Annotated in this window: 18 protein-coding genes; 2 read left to right on the top strand and 16 right to left on the bottom strand. The window is 65.3% G+C overall.

Translation table 11 applies throughout. The features are described from left to right. Nucleotides 1-122: 122 nt before the first annotated feature. From iscX to WS45_RS23880, 12 genes are all read right to left on the bottom strand, one after another. Nucleotides 123-332: a Fe-S cluster assembly protein IscX gene (gene iscX / locus WS45_RS23825; protein ID WP_040144569.1), complete on the bottom strand. Its 210-nt coding sequence runs from the start codon at nucleotides 330-332 to the stop codon at nucleotides 123-125. Between the two features lie 44 nt (nucleotides 333-376). Beyond that, a complete protein-coding gene (gene fdx, locus WS45_RS23830; RefSeq protein ID WP_059464189.1) occupies nucleotides 377-718 on the bottom strand; it encodes an ISC system 2Fe-2S type ferredoxin in 342 nt (113 codons plus the stop codon). Nucleotides 719-802: 84 nt separating this feature from the next. Beyond that, nucleotides 803-2,671, bottom strand: coding sequence for a Fe-S protein assembly chaperone HscA (hscA, locus tag WS45_RS23835; RefSeq protein ID WP_059690948.1), 1,869 nt, complete (start codon nucleotides 2,669-2,671; stop codon nucleotides 803-805). Between the two features lie 54 nt (nucleotides 2,672-2,725). Next, nucleotides 2,726-3,253 (bottom strand): Fe-S protein assembly co-chaperone HscB, encoded by a 528-nt coding sequence (gene hscB, locus WS45_RS23840; protein WP_034176899.1) that lies wholly within the window; start codon nucleotides 3,251-3,253, stop codon nucleotides 2,726-2,728. A gap of 94 nt (nucleotides 3,254-3,347) precedes the next feature. After that, entirely contained in the window at nucleotides 3,348-3,671 is a 324-nt protein-coding gene (iscA, locus tag WS45_RS23845) for an iron-sulfur cluster assembly protein IscA (protein WP_011885413.1), read from the bottom strand. A gap of 64 nt (nucleotides 3,672-3,735) precedes the next feature. Then, nucleotides 3,736-4,143, bottom strand: a complete 408-nt coding sequence (iscU, locus tag WS45_RS23850) for a Fe-S cluster assembly scaffold IscU (RefSeq protein ID WP_009691729.1) — start codon at nucleotides 4,141-4,143, stop codon at nucleotides 3,736-3,738. Nucleotides 4,144-4,211: 68 nt separating this feature from the next. Continuing rightward, the gene (locus tag WS45_RS23855; RefSeq protein ID WP_059535854.1) at nucleotides 4,212-5,435 is read right to left on the bottom strand and encodes an IscS subfamily cysteine desulfurase; all 1,224 of its coding nucleotides are present in this window, start codon (nucleotides 5,433-5,435) and stop codon (nucleotides 4,212-4,214) included. Nucleotides 5,436-5,498: 63 nt separating this feature from the next. Continuing rightward, nucleotides 5,499-6,038: a Fe-S cluster assembly transcriptional regulator IscR gene (gene iscR, locus WS45_RS23860; protein ID WP_009691731.1), complete on the bottom strand. Its 540-nt coding sequence runs from the start codon at nucleotides 6,036-6,038 to the stop codon at nucleotides 5,499-5,501. Nucleotides 6,039-6,157: 119 nt separating this feature from the next. Beyond that, entirely contained in the window at nucleotides 6,158-6,640 is a 483-nt protein-coding gene (locus WS45_RS23865) for a low molecular weight protein-tyrosine-phosphatase (RefSeq protein WP_059701987.1), read from the bottom strand. A gap of 101 nt (nucleotides 6,641-6,741) precedes the next feature. After that, entirely contained in the window at nucleotides 6,742-6,969 is a 228-nt protein-coding gene (locus WS45_RS23870) for a hypothetical protein (protein WP_059701989.1), read from the bottom strand. Between the two features lie 127 nt (nucleotides 6,970-7,096). Next, complete coding sequence (locus WS45_RS23875) at nucleotides 7,097-8,509, bottom strand: lactate utilization protein B (protein WP_059701991.1); 1,413 nt, start codon at nucleotides 8,507-8,509, stop codon at nucleotides 7,097-7,099. Nucleotides 8,510-8,543: 34 nt separating this feature from the next. Continuing rightward, nucleotides 8,544-9,266: a (Fe-S)-binding protein gene (locus WS45_RS23880; RefSeq protein ID WP_059535864.1), complete on the bottom strand. Its 723-nt coding sequence runs from the start codon at nucleotides 9,264-9,266 to the stop codon at nucleotides 8,544-8,546. Nucleotides 9,267-9,449: 183 nt separating this feature from the next. Between WS45_RS23880 and WS45_RS23885 the strand changes: the two genes are divergently transcribed. Further along, entirely contained in the window at nucleotides 9,450-10,259 is an 810-nt protein-coding gene (locus WS45_RS23885) for an IclR family transcriptional regulator (RefSeq protein ID WP_059535866.1), read from the top strand. A 101-nt stretch (nucleotides 10,260-10,360) separates the two neighbouring features. On the opposite strand, the gene pbpG is transcribed toward WS45_RS23885, so the two are convergent. Continuing rightward, the gene (gene pbpG, locus WS45_RS23890) at nucleotides 10,361-11,512 is read right to left on the bottom strand and encodes a D-alanyl-D-alanine endopeptidase (protein WP_059535869.1); all 1,152 of its coding nucleotides are present in this window, start codon (nucleotides 11,510-11,512) and stop codon (nucleotides 10,361-10,363) included. Between the two features lie 653 nt (nucleotides 11,513-12,165). Here pbpG and WS45_RS23895 point away from each other — a divergent pair. Beyond that, the gene (locus WS45_RS23895; RefSeq protein ID WP_059450463.1) at nucleotides 12,166-12,732 is read left to right on the top strand and encodes a phasin family protein; all 567 of its coding nucleotides are present in this window, start codon (nucleotides 12,166-12,168) and stop codon (nucleotides 12,730-12,732) included. Between the two features lie 197 nt (nucleotides 12,733-12,929). Here the strand turns inward: WS45_RS23895 and lpdA are convergent, their stop codons facing one another. The 3 genes from lpdA to aceE all read right to left on the bottom strand — a co-directional run bounded on the left by lpdA (nucleotide 12,930) and on the right by aceE (nucleotide 19,385). Further along, nucleotides 12,930-14,699, bottom strand: coding sequence for a dihydrolipoyl dehydrogenase (gene lpdA / locus WS45_RS23900; RefSeq protein ID WP_059535870.1), 1,770 nt, complete (start codon nucleotides 14,697-14,699; stop codon nucleotides 12,930-12,932). 272 nt (nucleotides 14,700-14,971) lie between these two features. After that, on the bottom strand, nucleotides 14,972-16,618 hold the full coding sequence (gene aceF / locus WS45_RS23905; protein WP_059701993.1) for a dihydrolipoyllysine-residue acetyltransferase: 1,647 nt from the start codon (nucleotides 16,616-16,618) through the stop codon (nucleotides 14,972-14,974). A gap of 70 nt (nucleotides 16,619-16,688) precedes the next feature. Next, nucleotides 16,689-19,385 carry a pyruvate dehydrogenase (acetyl-transferring), homodimeric type gene (aceE, locus tag WS45_RS23910; RefSeq protein WP_059535874.1) on the bottom strand — a complete coding sequence of 899 codons (2,697 nt, stop codon included), beginning with the start codon at nucleotides 19,383-19,385 and terminating at the stop codon, nucleotides 16,689-16,691. Nucleotides 19,386-19,627: the final 242 nt, after the last annotated feature.

Here is a 19,627-nt window from a genome sequence, read left to right on the forward strand (position 1 = left end):
GGAATACAAAACGCCCGATGCGGTGCATCGGGCGTTCTAGCGTCTGGATACTGTCAACCTATTCCAGGACTTGACACGGGAGCGTTGCCGGAGCCGCATGGCGCGAGGCGCCAACGCGAATCTCAGTCTTCGTCGTCGAAGTCGGATTCATCGATCCAGTGGGCCTGGATCGCTTCGAGGATCTTCTCGCCCGAGTGCGCCGGGTCGTCGGTGAAGCCGTCCAGTTCGATGACCCATTGGCGCAGGTCGACGAAATTGATCCGCTGCGGATCGACGTCCGGATGCTTGTCTGCCAGCGCGATGGCGATTTCGCGCGAATCGGTCCATTTCATGCCCTGCTCTCCCGTGTACGCGGCGAGTCCGCCCCGCCGATCCGTCAGTGATTTTCCTTCGCGTGGTTGATCGAGTACTTCGGGATCTCGACCACCAGGTCAGAATCTTCCTTCACGATTGCCTGGCACGACAGGCGCGACGTCGGCTCGAGGCCCCACGCCTTGTCGAGCAGGTCGTCTTCGTCCTCGTCGGACGGGTCGAGATCGTTGAAGCCCTCGCGGATCACCACGTGGCAGGTCGTGCATGCGCACGACTTCTCGCACGCATGCTCGATCTCGATCCCGTTGTCGAGCAGGTTGTCGCAAATACTCTTGCCGGGCGTCGCGTCGATCACTGCGCCGTCCGGGCACAGTTCGACGTGAGGCAGCACCACCAGTTGAGGCATGTCCGTTCCGTCAGTCAGGGTGCGGCGACTGGCGCCGCACGGTTCAATATCGCGCGGGCCGTCGCCGGCCCGCGCGCAGTTCGTTCAGATCTCGTCGAGCCGTCGGCCCGACAGTGCGCGCTTGATGCTCTTGTCCATCCGGCGCGCCGCGAATTCGTCGGTGCCGTCGGCCAGCGTCTTGGTCGCGGTTTCGATCGCGTCCGTGTCGTCGCCCTGCGCGATCGTGCGCAGCGCGGCGACGAGCGCGTCGACCTGCGTGCGTTCGGTGTCGTCGAGCAATTCGCCGTCGGCCGCCAGCGCCGCCTGCGTCGCCTCGATCATCCGCTCGGCCTCGACTTGCGCTTCGCGCAGCGCGCGCGCCCGCATGTCGATCTCGGCGGTCTTGAAGCTGTCCTCGAGCATCTTCGCGATGTCGTCGTCGGCAAGGCCGTACGACGGCTTCACGACGACCGACGCCTCGACGCCCGAATGCTGCTCGCGCGCGAACACTGACAGCAACCCGTCGGCATCGACCTGGTAGGTCACGCGGATGCGCGCCGCACCGGCCGTCATCGGCGGGATGCCGCGCAGCTCGAAGCGCGCGAGCGACCGGCAGTCGGCGACGAGCTCGCGCTCGCCCTGCACGACGTGGATCGCCATCGCGGTCTGGCCGTCCTTGAAGGTCGTGAATTCCTGTGCACGCGCGATCGGAATCGTCGAATTGCGCGGAATGATCTTCTCGACGAGGCCGCCCATCGTCTCGACGCCGAGCGACAGCGGTATCACGTCGAGCAGCAGCCAGTCGTCGCCGCTGCCGCGATTGCCGGCGAGCAGGTCGGCCTGGATTGCCGCGCCGAGCGCAACGACCTGGTCCGGATCGAGATTGACGAGCGGCGGCTGGCCGAAATGCTTCGCGACCGCCTCGCGGATCACCGGCATGCGCGTCGCGCCGCCGACGAGCACGACGCCCTTGATGTCGGCCGGGCTCACCTGCGCATCGCGCAATGCCTTGCGGGTCGGCGTCAGCGTACGCTGCACGAGCGGCTCGACGAGCGCGGCGAACGTGTCGTGCGAGATCGTCTGCTCGATCCGGGCACCGCTCGACAGCGTCACGTCGAGCGACGCCTGCGGCGCGGACGACAGCGCTTCCTTCAGCACGCGCACGCGATCGAGCAGCAGGCGCACGTCCTCGGGCGCGAGCGCCTTCGCATCGATGCCGGCCTGCGCGAGCACGTGGCCGAACAGCGCGTGGTCGAAATCGTCGCCGCCGAGCGCGGAATCGCCGCCCGCGGCCAGCACTTCGAACACGCCCTTGGTCAGCTTCAGGATCGACAGGTCGAACGTGCCGCCGCCGAGGTCGTACACCGCATAGAGGCCTTCGGCCGCGTTGTCGAGACCGTAGGCGATCGCGGCCGCGGTCGGTTCGTTCAGGAGACGCAGCACGTTGAGGCCCGCAAGACGCGCGGCGTCCTTCGTCGCCTGGCGCTGCGCGTCGTCGAAGTACGCGGGCACCGTGATCACCGCGCCGACCAGTTCGTCGCCGAGCGTGTCTTCCGCGCGGTAGCGCAGCGTCGCGAGAATCTCGGCCGATACTTCGACCGGGCTCTTCACGCCGTCGATCGTGCGGATCTGCACCATGCCCGGTGCATCGACGAATTCGTAAGGCGCGTTCGCCGCGCCTTCGACTTCCGCCTTGCCACGGCCCATGAAGCGCTTGACCGACACGATCGTGTTGCGCGGATCGGTCGCGGCCTGTTCCTTCGCTTCGTGGCCGATGCGGCGGCCGCCCTGCTCCAGATAACGGACCACCGACGGCAGCAGCGCGCGGCCTGCCTCGTCCGGCAGCACTTCGGGCACGCTGTTGCGCACGGCCGCGACGAGCGAGTTCGTCGTGCCGAGATCGATCCCGACAGCGAGTCGCCGCTGGTGCGGCGCCGGCGCCATGCCCGGTTCGGAAATTTGCAGTAAAGCCATCTTGGTTCGTTCGGGCGCTCGGCCCGTTTGCTGCGCGTGCCGCGAGGCACGCGGTTAAGTTTCGAGGCGCTCGATCTGCGCGCCCACTTCCGACGCGACCCGTTCGATGAACATCAGCTGACGCACGGCTTCGGCGGCGGCCTGGTCGGCGGCGCTGTCGAGCAGCGTACCGAGGCGCTCGAGGCGCACGCGTTTTTCGTCGCGCAGTTCGGCGAGCAGCGCATCGAGCGCGTCGACGTTGCGGGCGGCCGCGGCATCCTCGATGCCTTCGCGCCACTCCATCTGCTGCATCAGGAACGCGGGCTCCATCGCGGTATTGTTTTCGGCACCGATATCGACGCCGCGCAGCGACAGCAGATAGGTCGCGCGCTTCAGCGGATCGCGCAGCGTGCGGTAGGCTTCGTTCGCACGGGTCGCCCATTGCATCGCGATGCGCTTTTGCGCGTCGCCGGCCGCCGCGAAGCGGTCCGGATGGACCTGCGTCTGCACCGTGCGATATGCGCTGTCGAGCGCAGCCTCGTCGAGCGCGAATTGCGCCGGCAGGTGAAACAGATCGAAGTGGCTGTCTTTCAGCGAAACCATCGTCGCGTTCAATTCCGGTTCGTCGCGCGGCAAACGCCGCACATTAAAAAGGCGGCTCGTGCCGCCTCTTGCCCGCATCGCGCGGATACCCGCGTCACACGCGGAACGATTCGCCGCAACCGCACTCGTCCTTCACGTTCGGGTTGTTGAACTTGAACCCTTCGTTCAGGCCTTCGCGTGCGAAGTCGAGCTCGGTGCCGTCGATGTACGCGAGGCTCTTCGGGTCGACGACGACCTTCACGCCATGGCTCTCGAACACCTGATCCTCGGGGGCCAGCTCGTCGACATACTCGAGCTTGTACGCGAGCCCCGAGCACCCGGTCGTGCGAACGCCAAGCCGCAGGCCCACACCCTTGCCGCGACGGACGAGGTATTTCTGGACGTGCTGTGCTGCTTTTTCGGTCAGTGTAATTGCCATGATGTCCTTGCCGCGGCGCGCCACCCGGGCCCGCCGCGTTCCTTCACAAGCCGCTCGATGCCGCTCAGGCCGCTGCCTGATCGCCTTCCTTCGTGTCGTGGCGCTTCTTGTAGTCGGCCACGGCTGCCTTGATCGCGTCTTCCGCGAGAATCGAGCAGTGAATCTTCACCGGCGGCAGGGCCAGCTCTTCGGCGATCTGCGTGTTCTTGATCGACAGCGCCTCGTCGAGGGTCTTGCCCTTCACCCATTCGGTCACGAGCGAGCTCGACGCGATCGCCGAACCGCAGCCGTAAGTCTTGAACTTCGCGTCTTCGATCACGCCGTCCGCGCCGACGCGGATCTGCAGCTTCATCACGTCGCCGCAGGCCGGCGCGCCGACCATGCCCGTGCCGACCGCGTCGTCGTCTTTCGCGAACGAACCGACGTTACGCGGGTTTTCGTAGTGATCCAGAACCTTGTTGCTGTATGACATGACTCAGACTCCTTGACTCGTTACGTCTGCGTGCGCAAATCCGCCCGCGAATGTATTCAATGCGGTGTTCAGTGTGCGGCCCATTCGATCGTCGACAGATCGATGCCTTCCTGGTGCATTTCCCAGAGCGGCGACAGTTCGCGCAGCTTCGCGATCTTGCTGTTCAGCAGTGCGATCACGAAGTCGACGTCCTGCTCCGTCGTGAAGCGGCCGACCGTGAAGCGGATCGAGCTGTGCGCGAGTTCGTCGTTGCGGCCGAGTGCACGCAGCACGTACGACGGCTCCAGCGACGCCGACGTGCACGCCGAGCCCGACGACACCGCGACGTCCTTGATCGCCATGATCAGCGACTCGCCTTCGACGAAGTTGAAGCTGATGTTCAGGTTGTGCGGGACACGGTGCTCCATGTCGCCGTTCACGTACGTTTCCTCGATCTGCGACAGGCCGCGCAGCAGCTTGTCGCGCAGCATGCGGATGCGCTCGTTTTCGGTCGCCATTTCTTCACGCGCGATGCGGAACGCTTCGCCCATGCCGACGATCTGGTGCGTCGCCAGCGTGCCCGAACGCATGCCGCGCTCGTGGCCGCCGCCGTGCATCTGCGCTTCGATGCGCACGCGCGGCTTGCGGCGCACGTACAGCGCGCCGATGCCCTTCGGGCCGTAGGTCTTGTGCGCCGAGAACGACATCAGGTCGACCTTCAGCTTCGCGAGGTCGATCTCGACCTTGCCGGTCGACTGTGCGGCGTCGACGTGGAACACGATGCCCTTCTCGCGGCAGATCTCGCCGATCGTCTCGATGTCCTGGATCACGCCGATCTCGTTGTTCACGTGCATGACCGACACGAGGATCGTGTCCGGGCGCAGCGCGGCCTTGAACACGTCGAGGTCGATCAGGCCGTCTTCCTTCACGTCGAGATAGGTGACTTCGAAGCCGTCGCGCTCGAGCTCGCGGCAGGTGTCGAGCACGGCCTTGTGTTCGGTCTTCACCGTGACGATGTGCTTGCCCTTGCCCTTGTAGAAATTCGCGGCACCCTTGATGGCGAGGTTGTCCGATTCCGTCGCGCCGGACGTCCAGATGATCTCGCGCGGATCCGCGTTCACGAGCGCGGCCACCTGCTCGCGCGCTTCCTCGACCGCGCGTTCCGCGTCCCAGCCGTATGCGTGGCTGCGCGACGCCGGGTTGCCGAACTGCTCGCGCAGATACGGCACCATCTTGTCGACCACGCGCGGGTCGACCGGCGTCGTCGCGCTGTAATCCATATAGATGGGCAGGTGGAGAGTCTCTTGGGTCATCTGTCGCTCCGGGAATTCTGTGCAGGGACTATGTGCGTTATGGGGTGTGCGGCGCGTTCGCGCTCACGAACTCGCGATGTTGAACACCGAATTGGGACCGAGCGGCATCGTGCGCACCGGTTCGGCCGGCGCCGCGACGGGCTCCGGCGTGCGCCGGTCGCGCAGCACCGCGGGTGCGCCTTCGCGTGCGCGCTGCTGATCGACGAGATCCTGCAGCGATACCGAATCGAGGTATTCGACCATTTTCTGGTTCAGGGTCGACCACAGCTCGTGCGTCATGCAATGGCCGTCGGGCTGCTTCGAGCCGTCGCACGTGCCTTTGCCGCCGCACTGCGTGGCGTCGAGCGGTTCATCGACCGCGATGATGATGTCGGCGACGGTGACGTCCTGCGCGCGGCGCGCGAGGTTGTAGCCGCCGCCCGGGCCGCGCACGGATTCGACGATTTCATGCCTGCGCAGCTTGCCGAACAGCTGTTCGAGATACGAGAGCGAAATCCGCTGGCGCTGGCTGATGCCTGCAAGCGTCACCGGGCCCTGCTCCTGGCGCAGTGCCAAGTCAATCATCGCCGTGACGGCGAAACGGCCTTTGGTGGTGAGTCTCATGGTGTCTAGGGGACTGCAATCTTGACGATTTTGGTCAAGTATAAATATTTGACGTTTTTAGTCAAGTATCCATGTCTTCGACAGGGTATTCGCAAATCGCTGAATACGCCCCGCCGCGATCAGCGTGCGGTGCCGCTCCGGAGGGTGTCCAGCAGGCCCGCGCACGCGCGCTCGACCTGGTCGAGCACCTGTTCGAAGCCCTGCGCGCCGCCGAAATAAGGATCCGCCACTTCGGTCTCGGTCGCGCCCGGCGCGAATTCCATCAGGAGGCGCACCTTGTCGCGATGCTCGGGCGGGCAGCGCCGCCGCAATTCCGCGAAATTGGCTTCATCCATCGCCAGCAGCAGATCGAACCGCTCGAAATCCACCGCGCTCACCTGCCGCGCCCGCAGCGCCGACAGGTCGTAGCCGCGGGTGCGGGCCGCCGCCTGCGCACGCGTGTCGGGCGGCTCGCCGACGTGCCAGTCGCCGGTCCCGGCCGAGTCGATCGCGATCCGGTCGGCCAGCCCGGCCGCATCGACCTGGTGGCGCATCACGCCTTCGGCCGTGGGCGAACGGCAGATGTTGCCGAGACAGACGAAACAGATCGCAACGCGGGTCATCGCACTATCGAAAAGCCGCGGCGAACCGCGCGGAAGAAGAACGCGCCATTATACAAAGGCGCCCGGAATCGCGCCGCCGCGCAAAGCGACGGCGGCGTGCCTTACAGCGCCTTGGGTACGGCGAGCACGACGTCGCCGGATACGGTCGGCAACGGCTTCGCCGCGTCGCCGACCAGCCCGAACGACACCGCGCGCGCGAGCTCGGCCGATGCCTGATGAACGGCGAGCGGGCCACGCGACGGCGCGTCGGCCATCGCGTGCAGATAAGCGACCGCGGCGAGCGGAACGACGATTGCCAGCGGCCAGTACATCGATATTGTCTTTCTCATGATGCGGCTCCTTGACCTCATGCCCCGAAACCCGATTCCGGGGACTACAGGCAGGATTCTATAGGCCGCACCTATCGAGATAAATACATGAATAGCGAACGCACTGTTGTCGCTCGATGAACAGTCGTCAGCCGAGGTGGCTTTGCGATGCCGCGTACAGCTCGCGGAACGTGCGTCCGGTCGGCGTCGGCATGTCGCGCGTGTCCATCCAGCCGCCCATCATCGGCAGGCGCCGCAGCGTGCCGCCATTGCCGCCCAGCCGCTCGAGGATGCGCACCGCGAGCTTGGTCGTGAGCGCATACAGCATCGGCCGGCGCGCGACAAAGCCCCACGCGGCGAGCGCGGCGCGCTCGCGCCACGGCCGCAGATGCCGCTCGACCTGTTTCTCGCGCAACGTGCGCAGCAAGTGCGACAACGGGATCCCGGCCGGGCACACGCTGTCGCATTCGCCGCACAGCGTCGCGGCCTGCGGCAGGTCGAGCGCTCGGTCGAGCCCCACGTAGCTCGGCGTCAGCACCGAGCCCATCGGGCCCGGATAGACCCATCCGTACGCGTGCCCGCCGACCTTCTGATATACCGGGCAGTGGTTCATGCATGCGCCGCAGCGGATGCAGCGCAGCATCTCCTGGAACTGGCCGCCGATCAGTCCCGTGCGGCCGCCGTCGACGAGTACCACGTAGTTGTGCTCCGGACCGTCCTCGTCGCCGGGGCCGCGCGGCCCGGTGAGCAGCGAAAAATAGTTCGAGGTCTTCTGCCCGGTCGCCGAGCGCGGCAGCAGACGCATCGCGGTCGCGAGATCCTCGAGCGTCGGCAGCACCTTCTCGATGCCCGTCACCGCGACATGCACGCGCGGCATCACCGTGCACATCCCTTCGTTGCCTTCGTTCGTGACGACCGCGACCGACCCCGTCTCGGCGATCACGAAGTTGCCGCCCGTCACCCCCATGTCGGCCGACAGGAAATGCGGACGCAGCACCTCACGCGCCTCGCGCGTCATGTCGGGAATCTCGGTCAGCCGCTCGCGGTGGTGCGTGCGCGCGAACAGGTCCGCAATCTCGTCCTTGTCCTTGTGCACGACGGGCGCGATGATGTGGCTCGGCGGCTCGTTGTCGTTGATCTGCAGGATGTATTCGCCGAGGTCGGTCTCGATCGACTGCACGCCCATCTCGGCGAGCACCGCGTTCAGGCGCATTTCCTCGGACACCATCGACTTCGTCTTGATGACCTTCTTCACGTCGTGGCGTCGCGCGATGTCGGCGACGAGCCGCGCGGCGTCGGCGGTCGTTTCCGCGAACAGCACCGTCGTGCCGCGCCGCGTCGCCTCGCGTTCGAACGCCTCGAGCCACACGTCGAGATTCTCCAGCGCACGGTTGCGGCGCGCCTTCAGCGCGGCGCGCGTCGCCTCGAAGTCGATCGCGGTCATCGCGTCGGCGCGTGCGGACACGAATTTCGTCGACAGCTTCTTCAGGTTCTGCTGCAGGCGCTGGTCGGCCAGCTTCTGGCCGGCACGGGCCTTGAAATGCATCGATTGGACTTGCATCGCGGTATCGGGGAAAAGTGAGCGGAACCGGGCGTCAGACGTCGCCCGCCAGCACCTGCGCGACGTGCAGCACGCGCGTGTCGCGGTCGCCCGTGCGGCGCAACCGCCCTTCGATGTTCAGCATGCAGCCGAGATCGCCGAGCACGACGGCGCCCGCGCCGGATGCGCGCACGTTCGCGCATTTCTCGTCCGCGATGGCCGCCGAAATGTCTCCGTACTTGACCGCGAACGTGCCGCCGAAGCCGCAGCAGTGCTCGCAGTCCTTCATCTCGGTGACGGCCACGCCGCGCTGCGCGAGCAACGCGCGCGGCTGCGCCTTCACGCCGAGCTCGCGCAGGCCCGAGCACGAGTCGTGATAGGTGACGGGCCCCGTGAATTCGCCGGGCGCAAGCGTCACCTTCGCGACGTTCGCGAGGAAATCGGTCAGTTCATAGACTTTCTGCTGAAATCGCGCATAGCGCCCCATCAGTTCGGGGTCGTCGCGGAACAGGTCGCCGTAGTGCGTGCGGATCATGCCGCCGCACGAGCCCGACGGCGCGACGACGTAGTCGAACTGCTCGAACTCGCGCAGCGTCTTTTCGGCGAGATCGCGTGCGAGCGCGCGGTCGCCCGAGTTGTAGGCCGGCTGGCCGCAGCAGGTTTGCGCGGGCGGCACGAACACCTCGTAGCCGGCTTCGCGAATCAGTTTCAGCGCGGAAAAACCGATTTCCGGACGCATCAGGTCGACTAGGCAGGTCACGAACAAACCGACTCGCATATGCGCTCCTTCGAGAAAACGGCTCTCATTATCCGCCGTTTGGCCGGCAAGACCAACGCCGGCGCGCGCGCAAGCACGCACGGCCGGAAACGAGGACTTCCTCGAACAGCGTTCGCTTTTTTCACGATACGAGATACAATCGACGCAACCACCGCTTGATGCGTCAACCGATTCTCCCCCGACATGAGCCAACCCACCCCGGATTCCAAAACGTCGATCCAGGTGATCGAACGCATGATGCGGCTGCTGGACGCGCTCGCCGCGCACAGCGACCCCGTCAGCCTGAAGGAGCTTGCGCAGCGCACCGAGCTGCATCCGTCGACCGCGCACCGCATCCTCAACGACATGGTGACCTGCCGCCTCGTCGACCGCTCCGACCCCGGCACCTACCGGCTCGGCATGCGGCTGCTCGAACTCGGCAACCTCGTGAAGGCGCGCCTGTCGGTACGCGACGCCGCGCTGATGCCGATGCGCGAACTGCACCGCCTGACCGGCCAGACCGTGAACCTGTCGGTACGCCAGGGCGACGAAATCGTCTATATCGAGCGCGCGTATTCGGAGCGCTCGGGGATGCAGGTCGTCCGCGCGATCGGCGGCCGCGCGCCGCTGCACCTGACGTCGGTCGGCAAGCTGTTTCTCGCGGTCGACGAAACGTCGCGCGTGCGCGCCTACGCGACGCGCACCGGGCTGTCCGGCCATACGCAGAACAGCATTACCGACATCGCGAAGCTCGAGCGCGAACTGACGCTCGTGCGCCAGCAATCGTGCGCGCGTGACAACGAGGAACTGGAGCTGGGCGTGCGCTGTATCGCGGCCGGCATCTACGACGACTCGGGTAAGCTCGTCGCGGGCCTCTCGCTGTCGGCACCGGCCGATCGCCTGCAGGACGCGTGGCTCGGCCAGTTGAGCCGCACCGCCCTCACCATTTCGGAATCGCTCGGCTATCGGCCGGAGCCTGCGAAGGACGCCGAAGGGCTGCAACGGCACGCATGACCCGCACCGCCCGCCGCACGGCGGCCGGACGAAAAAAAGCCCCGCGATAGCGGGGCTTTTTCTTTGCGGCGACGGTACGGCGGCGAACCGCCGTGGCGCGATCAGGTGCCGCCGCTCGCCGTGTTGGCCGCCGTCAGGCGCTCGCCGCCGCCGGCGTCGAGCCAGTTGCGCAGGCGCGCCGCGTCGGCGAAACGCGAGTACTTGCCGAACGAATCCAGCAGCACCATCACCATCGGCCGGCCATGGATCGTCGCCTGCATCACGAGACATTCGCCTGCCTCGTTGATGAAGCCCGTCTTCTGCAGGCCGATGTCCCACGAGCCGTTGCCGCGGATCAGCGCGTTCGTGCTGTTGTAGACCAGATTGCGCTTGCCCGTATTGACGTCGTACGTGCGGTCGGTCGAGAACTGGCGAATCATCGGGTACTGGTACGCCGCGTTGACCATCTTCACGAGGTCGCGCGCGCTCGACACGTTCGAGCTCGACAGACCCGTCGAATTCTCGAAGTGCGTGTCGTTCATGCCGAGCGACTTCGCCTTCGCGTTCATCGCGGCGATGAATGCCGGACGGCCACCCGGGTAGTAGCGCGACAACGCGGCAGCGGCACGGTTTTCCGACGCCATCAGCGCGATGTGGAGCATGTCCTCGCGCGACAGGACCGAGCCGACCGACAGGCGCGAGCCCGTGCCCTTCTCGTAGTCGCGGTCTTCGTCGGTGACTTCGAGCTGGTCGGTCATCGGCGATTTCGCGTCGAGCACGACCATCGCCGTCATCAGCTTCGAGATCGACGCGATCGGCACGACGGCGTGCGAATTCTTGTCGAACAGCGGCTCGCCGGTGTTCTGGTCGACGACGTACGCGACGCTCGAGCGCAGCGCGAGCGCGTCCGGCGTGTCGTGCAGGCCGAATGCCTGACCGACCGTCGGGCGACGCGGCTGGAACGCGACCTTGCGCACCGCACCGCGGTGGCCGTGCACGTTCGACGCGAGCGTCGCGCGCTTGCGCGTTGCCTTCGGCGCATCGGCCGACGCGACGTTGGCGGATTTCGCGGAGGCGGCCTTCACCGTCTTCTTCTTCGCCGAAGAAGTGGAAGCGGCTTTCTTGGCGGCCTGGTGGGTCTTCGCAGTGGCGGCAAAGGCGTCAGCGGGTGCGACGGACGCAGCGGTCGCCAGCAAGGCGACGGCGACCGACACAGCCGTGCCGAGCGTCATGCTCTGCAACAATCTGCGCGGTGAAAACGATTCGGCTTTCATTGGGGTCTGGACAAAGCGGGCGGGAGTTTCCGCAAGTGTAGTTAAAGCTGAAAAAAAGAGCAATATTAGGCACTTACCGATCGTCGTTAAACCGGAATGTAAGAGTTGACCAACGACGAGTCGATCAACCTTCCCGCTCCCATCGAAAAAATTGATGAGATGCGCTGCCCGACAGCACCCGTCTCCCGATTACCACACGGTTAATTGAGATAACGTCACTTTGGCGACGAATTAAAGCGGGGAAAGTACGTACCCGGCGCTCGGTGTGCCTGTGGCACCGGCGTCGACCGCGGCGGCGGCACATCGCCACGGCACGCGCAGTGAAACGGCGCGCTTTTCGACAGGAACAGAAGCATAACGTTCCACATGCCTGTCAGGTTTACCTGTGCATGATCATGGTGCGCCGCGCCTTCCCCGGCCCGGTGCGCACCATGTGGGATCACGCCTGAAACCGATTCCGGACGGGCGTGATAACTCGTTGTTTTATCGATAATTTGTCGCGATTGTGCAACGCACAAAAAGTACTTGACAAGCGTTTTCTCTGCCCTAAAATACGACTCATTGCTGCGTTGCACAAAGCACGCGCATCCGTGGTTCCCCAGCGTAGTGCCCCTTACCCTGCGATCGACGCGATCGCTTTTCAGGAGCTTGACATGTCCTTGCTGACCCCCGAGCAAATCGCCGCCGCACAGAAAGCCAACCTCGAAAGCCTGTTCGGTCTGACGACCAAGGCGTTCGAAGGCGTCGAAAAGCTGATCGAACTCAACCTGCAGGTCGTGAAGTCGTCGCTGGCGGAAAGCCAGGAAAACGCGCAGCGCCTGCTGTCGGTGAAGGACGCGCAGGAACTGATCGCGCTGCAAGCGAGCCTGTCGCAGCCGGTCGCGGAAAAGGTGCTGTCGTACAGCCGTCACCTGTATGAAATCGCGTCGTCGACCCAAGCCGAGTTCGCGAAGGTTGCCGAAGCGCAATTCGAAGAGCAGAACAAGAAGGTCCAGGCGCTCGTCGACAACGTCGCGAAGAACGCCCCGGCCGGTTCGGAAACGGCTGTCGCCGCCCTGAAGTCGGCGCTGAACGCAGCGAACACGACGTACGAAACGGTCCAGAAGGCTGCCAAGCAAGCCGTCGAGATCGCCGAAACGAACTTCAACGCGGCTGCCGCTGTCGCGACGAAGGCTGCGAGCGCTGCTGCATCGCGCCGTTCGAGCAAGCCGGCCGCGTAAGCGTCCCCTGCTCCTGAAAAAGCCGCGCACTGCGCGGCTTTTTTTCGTTTCCGGCGTCGGAACATCCGGGCATCCGGTCGTCGCCGGCGCGTTGGCGCACTGCCGTCGGCTGCAGGCAAAAGAAAACGCCGCCGTCCGGATATCCCGGGCGGCGGCGTTTTTTCGTGGCCGGCACGAGGCCGGCCATGCCGGTCGCGTTACTTCTTGCGTTGCGGCGGCAGGTCCGTGCAGACGCCTTCGTACAGCTCGGCGGCCATGCCGACCGATTCGCCGAGCGTCGGGTGCGGATGGATCGTCTTGCCGATGTCTTCCGCGTCCGCGCCCATCTCGACGGCGAGGCACACTTCGCTGATCAGGTCGCCGGCGTTCAGGCCGACGATACCGCCGCCGATCACGCGATGGGTTTCCTCGTCGAAGATCAGCTTCGTGAAGCCTTCGTCGCGGCCGTTCGCGATCGCGCGGCCCGATGCGGCCCACGGGAACACGGCCTTGCCGTACTTGATGCCTTCGGCCTTGCACTGGTCTTCCGTCTTGCCGGCCCAGGCCACTTCCGGATCCGTGTACGCCACCGACGGGATCTGCAGCGCGTCGAAGTACGCCTTCTCGCCGTGCGCGGCTTCCGCTGCGACGTGGCCTTCATGCACGGCCTTGTGCGCGAGCATCGGCTGACCGACGATGTCGCCGATCGCGAAGATGTGCGGGACGTTCGTGCGCATCTGCTTGTCGACGTCGATGAAGCCGCGGTCGGTGACCGCGACCCCGGCCTTGTCGGCACCGATCTTCTTGCCGTTCGGGCTGCGGCCCACCGCGACGAGCACGAGGTCGTAGCGCTGCGCTTCCGCCGGCGCCTTCTCGCCCTCGAACTTCACGTAGATGCCGTCTTCCTTCGCTTCCGCGCCGACCGTCTTGGTCTTCAGCATCACGTTGCCGAAGCGCTTCGCGTTGTACTTTTCCCAGACCTTCACGAGATCGCGGTCCGCGCCCATCATCAGGCCGTCCATCATTTCGACGACGTCGATCTCGGTGCCGAGCGTCGAGTACACCGTCGCCATTTCGAGGCCGATGATGCCACCGCCGATCACGAGCATGCGCTTGGGCAGCTGACGCAGTTCGAGCGCGCCCGTCGAATCGACGACGCGCGGGTCTTCCGGCATGAACGGCAGCTTCACTGCCTGCGACCCGGCGGCGATGATCGCCTGCTTGAACTTGACGACCTTCTTGCCGTTTTCGCCCTGCACTTCCATGTGATACGGATCGACGAATGCGCCGACGCCGGTGACCACTTCGACCTTGCGCGCCTTCGCCATGCCGGCGAGGCCCGTCGTCAGCTTCTTGACCACGCCGCCCTTGAAGTCGCGCAGCTTGTCGAGATCGACCTGCGGCTTGCCGAACGAGATGCCGTGCGCCGCGAGCGCTTCGGCTTCCTCGACGACGAGCGCCGTGTGCAGCAGTGCCTTCGACGGAATGCAACCGACGTTCAGGCAGACGCCGCCGAGCGTCGAGTAGCGTTCGACCAGCACCGTCTTCATGCCGAGGTCGGCTGCGCGGAACGCGGCCGAATAGCCGCCGGGGCCGGCGCCGAGCACGAGCATGTCGCACTCGATGTCGGCGGAGCCGCTGTAGCTGCCGGCTTGCGGCGCGGGTGCCGCAGCGGCGGCGGGCGCAGCGGCCGGAGCCGGTGCTGCGGCCTTCGCGGGTTCGGCTGCTTTCGCCGGAGCGGCGGCGCCTGCCGAAGCTTCGACGATGGCGATGACCGTGCCTTGCGAGACTTTCTCGCCGGCCTTGACCTTGACTTCCTTGACCGTGCCGGCGACGTCGCTGGGCACTTCCATGGAGGCCTTGTCCGATTCGAGCGTGATGAGCGTTTGCTCTTTTTCGATCACGTCGCCGGGTTTGACGTTGACTTCGATGACATCGACGCCGCTGAAATCGCCGATATCCGGAACCTTGACTTCGATGAGACTCATTACTGTCCCCTTCTTGATTAGCTGCAGACAGAGAGGGAGCCGCTCGCGGAAGAACTACGGCCTGACAAGAGAACGCACACTTGGGCAGGACCACCTTTGCCGTCCGCCCAAGGACGCGCCTTTCTTTTGGTTACTTTTCTTTGGAAGACAAAGAAAAGTGACCGCCGCCCCGCGCAGGGGCGACGCTAGCAGACCGTCAAGAAAGCCAGTTCAACGACAGCGCGTGGATCACCGAAAGAAAACCCACGCCCCGCGAGCACGCTCCCCGCTCATCAAAGAATGATGCGACGGAAATCGGCAAGCAACGCACCGAGATACGCATTGAACCGCGCGGCTTCCGCGCCATCGATGACACGATGGTCATACGACAGCGACAGCGGCAGCGTCAGACGCGGCACGAACTGCTTGCCGTCCCACACAGGCTTCATCTGACCGCGCGACAACCCGAGGATCGCGACTTCCGGCGCGTTGATGATCGGCGTGAAGTTGGTGCCGCCGATGCCGCCGAGCGACGAGATCGAGAAGCAGCCGCCCTGCATCTGGTCCGGCTTCAGCTTGCCGTCGCGCGCGGCCTTCGACAGCTCGGCCATTTCCTTCGCGATGTCGACGAGGCCCTTCTTGTCCGCGTCGCGGATCACCGGCACGACGAGACCGTTCGGCGTGTCCGCGGCGAAACCGATGTGGTAGTACTGCTTGAACACCAGGTTGTCGCCGTCGAGGCTCGCGTTGAAGGTCGGGAACTTCTTCAGCGCCGCGACGACCGCCTTGATCACGAATGCGAGCATCGTGAACTTCACGCCGGCCTTCTCGTGCTCCTTGTTCAGCTGCACGCGCAGCGCTTCGAGCTCGGTGATGTCCGCTTCGTCGTTGTTCGTGACGTGCGGGATCATCACCCAGTTGCGATGCAGGTTCGCGCCCGAGATCTTCTTGATGCGCGACAGCGGCTTCGCCTCGAACGGGCCGAACTTCGCGAAGTCGACCTTCGGCCACGGCAGCAGGTTCAGCTCGCCGCCGCCTGCCGGCGCGGCTGCCACGCCCGGCGCTGCGCGCTGGCCCGTCATCACGCCCTTCACGAAGCCCGTGATGTCGTCCTTCGTGATACGGCCCTTCGGACCGCTACCCTGCACGCGTGCGACTTCGACGCCGAGTTCGCGCGCGAACTTGCGCACGGACGGCGATGCGTGGCTCGCGCGATACTCGCCCGACGGTGCGGCGGCCGGCGCGGCAGCAGCCGGAGCCGGTGCGGCCTTCGCGGGGGCCGGTGCGGCGGCGGGTGCCGGCGCTGCTGCGGCCGGTGCCGGTGCGCTCGCTTGCGGCGCGGCGGCCGGCGCGGCGCCGGCGGCGTCGAGCAGCACGATCAGCGTGCCTTCCGACACCGAATCGCCCACCTTGACCTTGATTTCCTTCACGACGCCGGCGGCCGGGCTCGGCACGTCCATCGTCGCCTTGTCCGATTCGAGCGTGACGAGCGACTGCTCCTTCTCGACCGTGTCACCGACCTTCACGCCGATCTCGATCACCGGGACGTCCTTGTAATCGCCGATGTCGGGCACCTTCACCTCGAGCGTGCCGCCCGACGCAGCGGGAGCGGCAGCCGGCGCGGCTGCGGCCGGTGCCGGAGCTGCCGCCGGAGCCGGCGCTGCTGCCGGCGCGGCCGCGCCGTTCACCTGCGCCGCGGCGCCGCCTTCGAGCAGGATGATCAGCGAGCCTTCCGATACGGAATCACCCACCTTGATCTTCACTTCCTTGACCGTGCCGGCTGCCGGGCTCGGGACGTCCATCGTCGCCTTGTCCGACTCGAGCGTGACGAGCGACTGCTCGGGCTCGACCGTGTCGCCCACCTTCACGAGCACCTCGATGACGGGCACGTCCTTGTAATCGCCGATATCCGGCACCTTCACTTCGATCGCTTGACTCATCTTTTTGTGTCTCCATGGCCGCGCGCGCCCCTCCCGGAAGCGGCGCGCGGCATCACACGGCGCGTGTGCGTTAAACGGTCATCGGGTTGGGCTTCGACGGATCGAGGTTGTACTTGGCAATCGCGTCCGCGACCACCTTGCGCTCGATCGTGCCTTCGTCGGCCAGCGCGTTCAGCGCCGCGACGGTGACCCAGTGACGGTCGACTTCGAAGAAGTGACGCAGCTTCTCGCGGGTGTCCGAACGACCGAAGCCGTCCGTGCCCAGCACGACGAAGCGGCGATCGATCTGGCCGCGGATCTGGTCGACCAGCGCGCGCACGTAGTCGGTCGATGCGATGACCGGGCCTTGCGTGTCCTTCAGGCACTTCTGCACGTGCGACAGGCGACGCTCTTCGGTCGGATGGAGCAGATTCCAGCGCTCGATTTCGTGACCTTCACGCGCGAGTTCGGTGAAGCTCGGCACGCTCCACAGGTCGGCCGCGACGCCCCAGTCGTTCTTCAGCAGGTCGGCGGCGGCGATCACTTCGTTGAAGATCGTGCCCGCGCCGAGCAGCTGCACGCGCGGCGCCTTCTGGTCGGCGTCCGCCTTCTTGAACGCGTACATGCCCTTGATGATGTCGGCCGCCACGTGCTCGCCCTGCGGAATCGCCGGGTGCTCGTAGTTCTCGTTCATCACCGTGATGTAGTAGTACACGTCTTCCTGGTCCTGCACCATGCGGCGCAGACCGTCCTGGATGATCACCGCGAGTTCGTAGCCGAACGTCGGGTCGTAGCTCACGCAGTTCGGCACCGATGCCGCCCACAGGAGCGAGTGACCGTCTTCGTGCTGCAGGCCTTCGCCGTTCAGCGTCGTGCGGCCCGCGGTGCCGCCGAGCAGGAAGCCGCGCGAGCGCATGTCGCCCGCCGCCCATGCCAGGTCGCCGATCCGCTGGAAGCCGAACATCGAATAGAAGATGTAGAACGGCACCATGATCTCGCCGTGCGTCGAATACGACGTCGCCGCCGCGATCCAGTCGCACATGCCGCCCGCTTCGTTGATGCCTTCCTGCAGGATCTGGCCGGTTTCCGATTCCTTGTAGAACATCAGCTGGTCGGAATCTTCCGGCACGTACTTCTGGCCTTCCTGGTTCCAGATACCGATCTGGCGGAACAGGCCTTCCATGCCGAACGTACGCGATTCGTCCGGGACGATCGGCACGACGCGCTTGCCCAGCGCCTTGTCCTTCAGCAGGATGTTCAGGATCCGCACGAACGCCATCGTCGTCGAGATCTCGCGGCCTTCGCCCGTGCCCTTCAGCAGCGGCTCGAATGCGTCGAGCGCCGGCACCGGCAGCGACGTCGCCTTCTCGCGGCGATGCGGCAGGTAGCCGCCGAGGTCCATGCGCTTCTGGCGCATGTATTCGAGTTCCTTCGAACCTTCCTCGAACTTCAGGTACGGCACGTCGGCGATCTGCTCGTCGGTGATCGGCAGGCGGAACTGGTCACGGAACTTCTTCAGTTGCTCGACCGGCAGCTTCTTCTGCTGGTGCGTGATGTTCATCGCCTGGCCCGACTCGCCCATCCCGTAGCCCTTGATGGTCTTCGCGAGGATGACGGTCGGCGCGCCCTTCGTGTTGGTCGCTTCGTGGAATGCCGCGTAGATCTTGTGCGGATCGTGGCCGCCGCGGTTCAGCGCCCAGATGTCGTCGTCCGACCAGTCGGCGACGAGCGCCTTCAGTTCAGGCGTGTTGAAGAAGTGCTCGCGTACGAACGCGCCCGACTCCGACTTGTACGTCTGGTATTCGCCGTCGACGACTTCCATCATGCGGCGCATCAGCGCGCCCGTCTTGTCGCGTGCGAACAGCGCATCCCAGCGGCTGCCCCAGATGACCTTGATCACGTTCCAGCCGGCGCCGCGGAATTCCGATTCCAGTTCCTGGATGATCTTGCCGTTGCCGCGCACCGGGCCGTCGAGACGCTGCAGGTTGCAGTTGATCACGAACACGAGGTTGTCGAGCTTCTCGCGGCTCGCCATGCCGATCGCGCCGAGCGATTCCGGCTCGTCCGTCTCGCCGTCGCCGAGGAACGCCCAGACCTTGCGGCCGGCGGTCTTCGCGATGCCGCGCGATTCCAGGTACTTCATGAAGCGTGCCTGGTAGATCGCCATGATCGGGCCGAGACCCATCGACACGGTCGGGAACTGCCAGAAGTCCGGCATCAGCCACGGGTGCGGGTACGACGAGATGCCCTTGCCGTCGACTTCCTGGCGGAAGCTGTCGAGCTGCTCTTCCGACAGGCGGCCGAGCAGGAACGCGCGCGAGTACACGCCCGGCGACGAGTGGCCCTGCACGAACACGAGATCGCCGCCGTGCTGGTCCGACGCCGCGTGCCAGAAGTGGTTGTAGCCGACGTCATAGAGCGTCGCGGCCGATGCGAACGACGCGATGTGGCCGCCGACGTTCGTGTCCTTGCCTGCGCGCAGCACCATCGCCAGCGCATTCCAGCGCGTGTACGAACGAATGCGGTGCTCGACGTCCTGGTCGCCCGGAATCTTCGCCTGGGCTTCGACCGGGATCGTGTTGATGTACGGGGTGTTGGCGGAGAACGGCAGGTGTTCGCCGTGCATGCGGGCGAATTCGATCTGCTTTTCGATCAGGTAATGCGCGCGGCCGGTGCCCACGGAGGAGATCACGCCGTCGAGCGACTCGAGCCATTCAACGGTTTCTTGCGGGTCGTCGTCACGATCGGCGGCGACATATTTCATCACTTCGTTCGGTACAGCGGACATTCTCGTCTCCTGGGTCCTGGAATGTGAGGATCGCTCTCGTGCAGACGACGCGACGCGGCCGGCTGCGGGCAAGCTCCGACGGATTGTAATGATCGTGTACGGCCACGCGCAACAAAATTTTCGAATTGTGAGATCTTTTCTCGCAATGCGGAATATTGCTGCGCTGCACCCCCGTATCGGGCCTCTCCGGCACGCGCCGCGAGCACAAATCCGTTTCCGTTCAACATATCCGGTATGGGTTT

This window comes from Burkholderia sp. RF2-non_BP3 (genome assembly GCF_001522185.1).
Classification (GTDB): Bacteria; Pseudomonadota; Gammaproteobacteria; order Burkholderiales; family Burkholderiaceae; genus Burkholderia; species Burkholderia diffusa.

What these genes read in the sequence shown, in the direction of transcription:
- iscX (WP_040144569.1), bottom strand. Translation starts at nt 332, where the DNA reads ATGAAATGGACCGATTCGCGCGAAATCGCCATCGCGCTGGCAGACAAG.
- fdx (WP_059464189.1), bottom strand. Translation starts at nt 718, where the DNA reads ATGCCTCAACTGGTGGTGCTGCCTCACGTCGAACTGTGCCCGGACGGC.
- hscA (WP_059690948.1), bottom strand. Translation starts at nt 2,671, where the DNA reads ATGGCTTTACTGCAAATTTCCGAACCGGGCATGGCGCCGGCGCCGCAC.
- hscB (WP_034176899.1), bottom strand. Translation starts at nt 3,253, where the DNA reads ATGGTTTCGCTGAAAGACAGCCACTTCGATCTGTTTCACCTGCCGGCG.
- iscA (WP_011885413.1), bottom strand. Translation starts at nt 3,671, where the DNA reads ATGGCAATTACACTGACCGAAAAAGCAGCACAGCACGTCCAGAAATAC.
- iscU (WP_009691729.1), bottom strand. Translation starts at nt 4,143, where the DNA reads ATGTCATACAGCAACAAGGTTCTGGATCACTACGAAAACCCGCGTAAC.
- WS45_RS23855 (WP_059535854.1), bottom strand. Translation starts at nt 5,435, where the DNA reads ATGACCCAAGAGACTCTCCACCTGCCCATCTATATGGATTACAGCGCG.
- iscR (WP_009691731.1), bottom strand. Translation starts at nt 6,038, where the DNA reads ATGAGACTCACCACCAAAGGCCGTTTCGCCGTCACGGCGATGATTGAC.
- WS45_RS23865 (WP_059701987.1), bottom strand. Translation starts at nt 6,640, where the DNA reads ATGACCCGCGTTGCGATCTGTTTCGTCTGTCTCGGCAACATCTGCCGT.
- WS45_RS23870 (WP_059701989.1), bottom strand. Translation starts at nt 6,969, where the DNA reads ATGAGAAAGACAATATCGATGTACTGGCCGCTGGCAATCGTCGTTCCG.
- WS45_RS23875 (WP_059701991.1), bottom strand. Translation starts at nt 8,509, where the DNA reads ATGCAAGTCCAATCGATGCATTTCAAGGCCCGTGCCGGCCAGAAGCTG.
- WS45_RS23880 (WP_059535864.1), bottom strand. Translation starts at nt 9,266, where the DNA reads ATGCGAGTCGGTTTGTTCGTGACCTGCCTAGTCGACCTGATGCGTCCG.
- WS45_RS23885 (WP_059535866.1), top strand. Translation starts at nt 9,450, where the DNA reads ATGAGCCAACCCACCCCGGATTCCAAAACGTCGATCCAGGTGATCGAA.
- pbpG (WP_059535869.1), bottom strand. Translation starts at nt 11,512, where the DNA reads ATGAAAGCCGAATCGTTTTCACCGCGCAGATTGTTGCAGAGCATGACG.
- WS45_RS23895 (WP_059450463.1), top strand. Translation starts at nt 12,166, where the DNA reads ATGTCCTTGCTGACCCCCGAGCAAATCGCCGCCGCACAGAAAGCCAAC.
- lpdA (WP_059535870.1), bottom strand. Translation starts at nt 14,699, where the DNA reads ATGAGTCTCATCGAAGTCAAGGTTCCGGATATCGGCGATTTCAGCGGC.
- aceF (WP_059701993.1), bottom strand. Translation starts at nt 16,618, where the DNA reads ATGAGTCAAGCGATCGAAGTGAAGGTGCCGGATATCGGCGATTACAAG.
- aceE (WP_059535874.1), bottom strand. Translation starts at nt 19,385, where the DNA reads ATGTCCGCTGTACCGAACGAAGTGATGAAATATGTCGCCGCCGATCGT.